This window comes from Fibrobacter sp. (assembly GCF_017545445.1).
In the GTDB taxonomy this organism is placed as follows: Bacteria; Fibrobacterota; Fibrobacteria; order Fibrobacterales; family Fibrobacteraceae; genus Fibrobacter.
Map to the genome: position 1 here is coordinate 76,400 of NZ_JAFWOM010000024.1, position 8,531 is coordinate 84,930.

Annotated in this window: 7 protein-coding genes; 4 read left to right on the forward strand and 3 right to left on the reverse strand. The window is 48.6% G+C overall.

The window, feature by feature from the left end:
* The first annotated feature begins 46 nt into the window (after window positions 1-46).
* Window positions 47-520, forward strand: coding sequence for a TraR/DksA C4-type zinc finger protein (locus IKG78_RS02925; protein WP_290939002.1), 474 nt, complete (start codon window positions 47-49; stop codon window positions 518-520).
* Window positions 521-821: 301 nt separating this feature from the next.
* On the opposite strand, the gene IKG78_RS02930 is transcribed toward IKG78_RS02925, so the two are convergent.
* From IKG78_RS02930 to IKG78_RS02940, 3 genes are all read right to left on the reverse strand, one after another.
* A complete protein-coding gene (locus IKG78_RS02930; protein WP_290939005.1) occupies window positions 822-1,859 on the reverse strand; it encodes a serine hydrolase domain-containing protein in 1,038 nt (345 codons plus the stop codon).
* Window positions 1,860-2,203: 344 nt separating this feature from the next.
* Window positions 2,204-2,518: a hypothetical protein gene (locus IKG78_RS02935; protein ID WP_290939007.1), complete on the reverse strand. Its 315-nt coding sequence runs from the start codon at window positions 2,516-2,518 to the stop codon at window positions 2,204-2,206.
* Between the two features lie 45 nt (window positions 2,519-2,563).
* Window positions 2,564-3,637, reverse strand: coding sequence for a glycosyl transferase family 2 (locus IKG78_RS02940; RefSeq protein WP_290939010.1), 1,074 nt, complete (start codon window positions 3,635-3,637; stop codon window positions 2,564-2,566).
* A 127-nt stretch (window positions 3,638-3,764) separates the two neighbouring features.
* Between IKG78_RS02940 and uvrC the strand changes: the two genes are divergently transcribed.
* From uvrC to IKG78_RS02955, 3 genes are all read left to right on the forward strand, one after another.
* A complete protein-coding gene (gene uvrC / locus IKG78_RS02945; protein ID WP_290939013.1) occupies window positions 3,765-5,642 on the forward strand; it encodes an excinuclease ABC subunit UvrC in 1,878 nt (625 codons plus the stop codon).
* Between the two features lie 60 nt (window positions 5,643-5,702).
* Window positions 5,703-6,149, forward strand: coding sequence for a hypothetical protein (locus IKG78_RS02950; protein ID WP_290939015.1), 447 nt, complete (start codon window positions 5,703-5,705; stop codon window positions 6,147-6,149).
* 401 nt (window positions 6,150-6,550) lie between these two features.
* Window positions 6,551-8,368: an ABC transporter substrate-binding protein gene (locus IKG78_RS02955; RefSeq protein ID WP_290939018.1), complete on the forward strand. Its 1,818-nt coding sequence runs from the start codon at window positions 6,551-6,553 to the stop codon at window positions 8,366-8,368.
* The last annotated feature ends 163 nt before the right edge of the window (window positions 8,369-8,531 follow it).

Genomic DNA, 8,531 nt, shown 5'->3' on the forward strand with positions numbered 1-8,531 from the left:
TAAAGCGGTACTTATCACAGTGTAACTCACAGAGAAGGAGTTTAATATGGCTGAGAAGAAACCCGTAAAGATGAGCGATGCTGATCTTAAGTTTTTTGAGGAAATGCTTTTGGAAAAGAGGCGCGAACTCGTGACTGCCCAAAGCGAATCCGAAAAAGCGAACGTGTTCCAGGGCCAGAAATCCCAGTCCGGTGATGGTGGTGATTCTGATAGCGCTGATTCTGCGACGGACTACAATTCGCTTGAAACCAACTTCTCGTTGGCGGCTCGCGAAGGCAAGTACCTCGTTTATCTTGAAGAAGCTCTCAAGCGCATCAAGAACGGCACGTTCGGCGTATGCAAGGTCTGCAACCAGTTGATTCCGAAGGCAAGGCTCATGGCTGTGCCGACGGCGACCAAGTGCGTGAACTGCAAGGAAGAAACGAAAAAGAAGGAAATCCTCGATAACCGCATGGAAATGGCGAAGATGTTCGCTGAAGCCCAGCGCAAGGAAATGCTCCGCAAGGCCGCAGGCCGCTAACGGATTTCTATTTTTGACTGTTTTTTTTTATTTTGGCGGTGAAATGCGGAATTTTTCGTCATTTTCACCGCCATTTTTTAGTTTGTACGTGCGTTTTTTGCGATAAAACGGGTGAAAATGATTTTTTGTGGCGGTGTTTTTATTGTTTTTTGCACTATTTCACCGCCGACATAACCCTCAATGGTAAAAAACAGCCTGATTTTGTATAGATAAATTAATTTTTGGCGGTGAAAATGCACATTTTTGTTTCATTTCACCGCCACTTTTGCATTTTCGGCATTTTCAACCGCTGAATTAGCCACTAAAGCTTTTCAAAGAACGCGTCCGCGAGTTTCGCGCGGAAGGCGTGGATACGGTCGGCGTTCGGTTCGCGGTGCGGGTACGTGAAGTTGCTGAGAAGTATGACGGCACCGCCCTTGTCGGGGTCCGCGACGATGCTTGCACCTGTAAAGCCAGTCTTGCCGAAAGCTCGCGGCGAGACCTTCGTGCCCATGAAGCGTGGCGCGTTCAGCTCCCAGCCGAGGGCGGCGCACGCACCGAAACCGTCGGGGAATGCATTGTGGCTTACGATGTCGAGCACTCCGGCGGGGATGATTTGCTTGTCCTCGAATTTACCGTCCATCATAATCATCTTGACGAACTTGAGGAGGTCGGGCACGCAGCTGAACATGCCGGCACTCCCGACGGGGAAAAGCTTTTGCAGCACCCAGGCGCTTTCGTCGTGAACTTCGCCTTGGATTTCGCGGTGGCGGAACTCGCAAAGTTCAGTGGCGGCGATTTCGGATTTCGGGACGCGGGCGAGCGGGTCGTAGCCGGTTCGCGTCATGCCGAGCGGCGTAAAGAATCTTTCGTTACCTTGTTCTTGCAGATTCTTGCCTGTTAGCCGTTGCAGCAAAATGCCGAGCAAAACGCTTGCAGGGTTTCCGTAGTTGAACACGGTTCCTGGAGCAGCTTCAAATTGGTACGTGTAGAGTGCTTCGAGAATCCCTTCGGGCGGGAGTGCCGTGAGCGTCTTCATCGGGATGCGGTAATCCAAACTGTGCGTGAGCAAGTTCGAAACGTAAATCTCGTTGCGGTAGTTTGTCTTGAGTTCCGGGATGAAGTCGATGACTTTTGCGTCAATCGAAAGCTTGCTTTCGAGAATGTAAGTCAGTGCAAGTGTCGAGGTCGGGCAGACCTTCGTGAGCGAGGCGATGTCAAAAACCGTATCTTCGGCGGTATTCAATGTGACGGTGTGGCTTGATCCGTCTGGGAGCAGGTAGCCGACAACGGCCTTGTCAAATATATCTTCTGTTTCTGCAATCTTTAAAAGTTCTGATATCTTCTCGGAAATTTCCATTTTTGCCCCAATAAAAAAAGGGCATCTCCTACGGTGCGAACACTCGAAACTACTTATCTATAAATGATAGCAGCGCCTCGGGGATTTGTTTTTCGCGTCAGAGCGCGCCTAAACTGAACCACAAGAGCAACGAGCTGAATTTTTCCTGTTAGATCGGGTGTAAAATCCGTGGGATGCCCGCTTATAATATACTTTCTTTAAATTCAAAATCAATAGAAAAAATATTAAAAAATAGATTACGGCCCGCAAATCCTCTTTTTGAAGGTAAAAAGCGCTTTTTTAATGAAAAAATCTCGGTGGTGTTACCGAGATTTTGAATATTGATGAAAAATGCGGATTTTAGCTTAAATTTGGCTGTTGGCTTTGGAAACTCCTTCGTCCAGCAGGAGCGAAAGTTCCCTAATATCCTTGTCCATCAGTTCGTGATGCGTTTTGGCCATGCGCAACTGCTTGCGCAGTTCGATAATTTCGGAAGTGAGTTCCACGGCGAGCAGGCAAAGCTGCTTTTTCAACTCCAGTTTGAATTTCGAGGAATTATCGAGACGACTTTCGATGAAATCGACAATTTCCTTCAAGTCCGTATCGGGCAAGTCCGTGCGGATGTGGATGCGTTCTTGAGCGACGTTAATGCTAACTGATCTAAGTGTCTCGTTTGCCATATTACTTCATTCCTACGCCAAAAGGATCGTTATCCAACATCCACCTTAGCCGAAAAAACCGGGTTGCGAGCCTCCATTGCTCGCGAACAGGTCTGGGGTTTCATCTTGCGGTTTTGTCACGACCGGTTCGGGGGCGGGTTGTTCCGCTTGTTCGGGGGCCGGTTCGCTGATGTTGAGTTCGGTGCCGAGTTCCGTTTCGATTGTAGAAAGGAGCTGCTGGAACTTGCTCTGGGCTTCGGCAATTTCTGTGCCCTGGCTCTGGACCTGGACATTGAGGTTGTCGATAGTGTCGTTCTTTTCGGCAATCTGGCCGTTCAGGCAGTCGATGATGTTGTTCTTTTCGGCGATTTGACCGTTGAGGTCGTCGATGATATTGTTCTTTTCGTTAATTTGGCCGTTGAGCGCGTCGATGATACCGTTCTTTTCGTTCATCTGACCGTTGAGACTGTCGATGATACCGTTCTTTTCGGCGACTTGGCCGTTGAGGCTGTCGATGATACCGTTTTTCTCGTTCATCTGGCCGTTGAGGCTGTCGATGATACCGTTCTTCTCGTTCATCTGGCCGTTGAGGCTGTCGATGATGCCGTTCTTCTCGTTCATCTGGCCGTTGAGGCTGTCAATGATGCCATTCTTTTCGGCGACTTGAGCGTTCAGGCTATCAATGATGTTGTTCTTCTCGTTAATTTGTGCGTTCTCGGAGTCGAGTGCGCTGTTCTTTTCGGCAATCTGCGAATTGAGAGAATTAATGAAGTTGTCCTTGTCGGCGGCTTGTGCGTTGAGCGCGTCGATGATTCCGTTTTTCTCGGCGATTTGGCCGTTGAGGGAATCGATAATGTTGTTCTTTTCGTTAAGTTGTTCGTTTAAACTATTGATGATGCTTTCTTTTTCGTTAATAGCATCATTTTGAGCGGCGACTTGATTGGCTCTCGCATTGAGCGCGGCTTCGTAGTCGGCAATCTTTGCTTGGGTGGATTCCAGCAAATTTTTCTGGTCTTCTGACTGTGATGCGAAGCCTTCAAGTTGCTGTCTGAGTTTGGCATTTTCTTCACGCAAGGCTCGGACGGTCCCAAGGACATTTTCCACCTTCTGCGCCAACAAGTTCATGTTTTCAAAATTCATTGTTTCTCCATAATTATCGGGGTACAAAACTTCCTATGTAAGATATATAAAATTTTGTTATAATGAGATGGATAGAAAATGAAAAAATGAGGCTTTCTAGCGTAAAAAATTCTATCTTCTGAAAATCATGATTCCTGTAAGTGAACATATTGAGCGACGACTGGCGGAACTCCCTCTATTGCCGGGGGTTTACATCATGAAGAACGCCCAAGGAAAAATCATTTACATTGGCAAGGCGAAGGTCTTAAAGAACCGCGTGTCGAGTTACTTTGATGGGAGTGACCATGCTGGGCATCGGGCGGCGACCCTTATGTTACCTTACATCCGCGACATCGAGTGGATTATCACGGAGAGCGAAACTGAGGCATTGATTCTCGAAGCGAACTTGATCCGCAAACATACGCCTAAGTACAACGTATTGCTGAAAGATGATAAGCATTTTCCGTACTTGGCGTTCTCCGTGAATGAACCGTTCCCGCGTCTGTTCTTGAGCCGTTCTGTGAAGAAGGATGGCTGCTTGTATTACGGCCCTTACATGAGTTCGCGAATGATCCACCAGTTGCAGGATATTGCTGCAAGGTTGTTCAAAATACGTGAATGCAAGTTGAAGTTGCCTCTGAATCGTTCTGTGCGGCCTTGTCTCAATTACCACATTGGGCGTTGCGAAGCTCCGTGCGCGGGGTTGGTGACTCGCGAAGAATACGGCAAAAAAGTGGCGCAGACGCAAATGTTGTTAGGTGGAAAACGCGACGACTTGATTACGCTTTGGGAACGTGAGATGTTCGAGGCTAGCGAACGCATGGACTTTGAAGCTGCCGCAAAAAAGCGCGATGCGATTCAGGCGCTCAAGGCGACGAGTGCGCACCAGAAAACGGACGTGACTGATGCAAATCTTTGTATGGACGTGATTTCGCTACGTCGAAATGGTACGATGGCTGCTGCCGTGATTTTTGAATACCGCAATGGCGTGCTTTGCGGTCGCCGCCATTACCGCTTGGAATGCAAGCTCGAAGAAGACGAGACTGAAATTTTCAGCCAAATGGTGGTGCAGTGGTACATGGACGTGGAATTTATTCCCGGTGAAATTGCGACAGATGTGCCCCTGCCCGAAGATTTGTCGGAACGCGAATCCATGGAACAGGCGCTTGCCTCGAAGACGACGCACAAGGTTGTGCTCACGAATCCGCAGCGCGGCGAAAAACTCGGCTTTTTGAAACTTGCGGGAGCAAACGCCGATATGATTCTCGTGGAAATGCGAGCCGAAGTGCAGAAGTATAGCGAAATCGACGGCAGCGTTTTTGAACTGCAAAAAGTTCTCGGCTTAAAGAAGACTCCGTTCCGCATCGAGTGCGTGGATATTTCTCATTTGTCTGGAACGAACACGGTCGCAAGCCTTGTGGCGTTCAAGAACGGTCGCCCCGACAAGAGCAATTACCGCAAGTTTATCATCAAAACCGTAACGGGTGTCGATGATTTTGCGAGCATGCGCGAAGTGATGACCCGTCGCATCCGCCGTTTAGAGGACGAAGGAATCCCGATGCCCGATTTGTGGGTGTGCGATGGCGGTAAAGGCCAAGTCGATGCCACGATGCAGATTTTAAAGGAACTTGGTCACGATAAGGATTTGCCGCTCATTGGGCTTGCGAAACGCCTTGAAGAAATCGTGTTCCCCGATGACCGCAAAAGCATCGTGCTGCACCGTACAAGCCCTGCGCTAAAGCTATTGCAGAACGCGCGCGACGAGGCGCACCGATTTGCTATCACGTATCAGCGCAGCAAACGCAAAAAAGATCTCGAAGTCGAATGGCTCAAGATGCCGGGCGTCGGTCACGAAACCCGCGTCAAGATTTTGAGCAAGTACAAAAGCGCCGAAGCGTTTATGGACGCGCCGCTCGAAGATATCATTGATTTGCTCGGAAAAGTTCGCGGCACGAAACTCCGCGAACAAGTTGCCGAATACTGCACCGTCGGTGAATCTGTCAAGGATGGTGGTTGTTTGACTTAATTGCATTGATTATTTAAATTTATGATGTTATTTTAAATGGAATAATTATAGAGGTCTATAATGAAATTTGAATTAAAAAGAATTGCTTTATTCTTGGTTCTTTTTATTATTTCGATTATGACGCAATCCTGCGCATTAATGGATAAAACAAAATATATTGAATATGCTCCACGTGATAGACAATTAGTTTTAAGTGGAAAAGTTATTTCTGAAAGTGAATTAGGTGGGGTTGAACGGTGGTATGCTATAGACAAGTATGGTGGCTCAAGTAAAGTTCGTTTTCAGGTAGGCTATTTTAGAGAAGAGCCTAATATTGGATTTGTGTTATATGAGGGAGGAACTCGAGGCGAATTAGCAATTTGTTATAGAGCTGGATTAAATTTAAGATGGGATTGGGGAAATTATTCCATTGTTATTAAATCAGATGGAACTGGCTTGTATTATGATTTCTCGTCAAAAACGACAGATGTTCCACCTAGAGAGACCTTTAAGGCTTATAAATTCTAAAACCATTTTGTAGAATTGAGATATGTTGCCGCAAATAATGTATAAGCGTTGTTTGCGGCTTTTTTATAGATAAAGCGGGAAGATTAGCTAAAGAACGACAAGTTTTTTTTGTTGTGAGAATAAGAGCGTCGGCCAAGGATGGGGAGGGTGCAGGGAGGGGCCCGTGCGGCCTTCGCAACTCTGAGCTGGGGCCCCGCCCGCATGATGTTTTTATAAGGGATTAAAGGGCGTTAGCCTTTGTTAAGTAAACTTTTCTAAATGTAAAAATTTCTTAATTCAAAAAGCGAAATCATCAATGCTTTTTTACCAAGTTGAAAAATAAATTTCATGCGGAATAATCTATATTACATTTGAATTTTCAATTAAAGGACCCCCGAGGGCCCTATTCTAAGAGGACTCAAATGATTGGACTGAAATCGATTGCTAGAACGGCCTTGGTGCTTTCTGCAACTGGCGCACTTTTTGGGTGCGGTAGCTCATCGCAAGACGAGCTCGCCAGCGGTTCTTTGCCGCGTCAGGAAACGCTCTATTTGTCTGGGCAGCAGAATGATGCTCCTGGTACGTTCAACCCCCTTGCTGAAAGCTGGATGACGACTTGGCCTGTGAGTGGCCGCTTCAACTTGATGTACGAACCGCTTTTGACGTACAACTCCCTGACGGGTGAAGTGGAATCGCTTTTGGGTACGCTTGTGAGCAAGAACAACGACAGTATCGTTGTCGATTTGAATCCTGCTGCACGTTGGAGCGATGGCGAAAAGGTCACTTCTCGCGACGTGAAGTTCATCTACACGATGGGTTCTATCAATACAAGCGAACAGATTTCTGCCATTCATGTTGATACGATTAAGTCCGAACCGGCAGGTGCAGTGGAACGCATTGCTTTCCTCGTGAACAAGAAGCAGCGTAACAACCCGCTTTCTGTGATGGACTTGATGCAGGCTATCCGCATCGTTCCGGCTCACGTGTTCGAACCGCTTATCGAAAAGCTCGGTTCCAAGGACGAAGTCAAGAAACTCCCGATGGACCAGAACCCGGTTGTTTCCGGTCCGTACGCTCTCCGCAGTGCTGACCCGAACAAGATTATTCTTGAACGTCGCGACGACTACTGGGGCAACGCCGCCCTTCACGAAGGCAAGCTCCCCGCTCCGAAGTACATCGTCCACCCGATTTACAAGAACAACGAACATAACACGATCGCTATGCGTAGCGGCAACCTCGATGCTTCTCAGAGCTACATCCCGCGTATCAACCGCAAGGCTGGCGCTGGCGTGCACACTTGGCTCGACAATCCGCCGTACTTCTTGCCGGGCGCAATGCCGATGCTCATCATCAACACGATGAAGGAACCGCTTAACGACAAGCGCTTCCGCCGTGCTCTTGCAACCGCTATCGACTACATGGCTCTCCGCAAGTTTGCCGTGTCCGACTACACGGACCAGATCAAGCCGGGCCTCATCATGCCGACCGCTCTCGAAGGCAAGTACATCAGCGACGAAGATCTTGCGAAGTATGGTGTCAAGCTCACGATCACCGACGAAAAGGAACGTGTCGAAACGGTGAAGCAGATGCTCTCCGAAGCTGGCTACAAGTCTGTATGGAACAGCGATGGAACGCTCGATCACATGGAAAACGCCAAGGGCGAAAAGATTCCGACGATGTACATCACGAGCCCGAACGGCTGGACCGACTGGGAAGCCATGGTGACTATCGCTGTTGAAGGTATGCGCAAGGCTGGTATCGATATCCGTGAAGGCTTCGTGGATGGCGGTTCTTACTGGCCGGCCATGGGTCTTGGTAACTTTGACCTCATCATGCACAAGCCTGTTGCTGACGTGACGCCGTCTCTCCCGTGGAGCCGCTTCAACGAAATCATGGCTAGCCGCGACTGGCAGCCGCTTGGCGCTTGGGCCGGCACGAACATTGGCCGTTACAACCAGCCGGGTACTCCGAACTTCCGTCCGGAAGTGGATAAGCTTCTCAATGCAATCCCGCTCATGAAGAACGCCGATTCTATCGCAACTGCTTACCGCGAACTCAACAAGATCTTCATGGAAGACCAGCCGTCCATTCCGCTGGTTTACCTGCCGGAACAGTTCTACGAATTCAGCGACCGCGTCTGGACGAACTGGCCGACCGAAAAGAACCCGTACGCTCCCGCTCAGCTTCCGTGGGTAGCTTCGGGTACGAAGACCCTTTGGAATTTGAAGCTTGCTAAATAAAGGATAAAGGACTACAAATGCTTAAACAATATCCTATGCTACGTTATGTCCTGCAGAAGGCGTTCTGGTACTTGCTGACCTTCGTCTGCGCAGTGGCACTCAACTTCGCGTTGCCGCGTCTCGGCGACAACAACCCGGTTGACATCATCATGGGTCAAGCCGG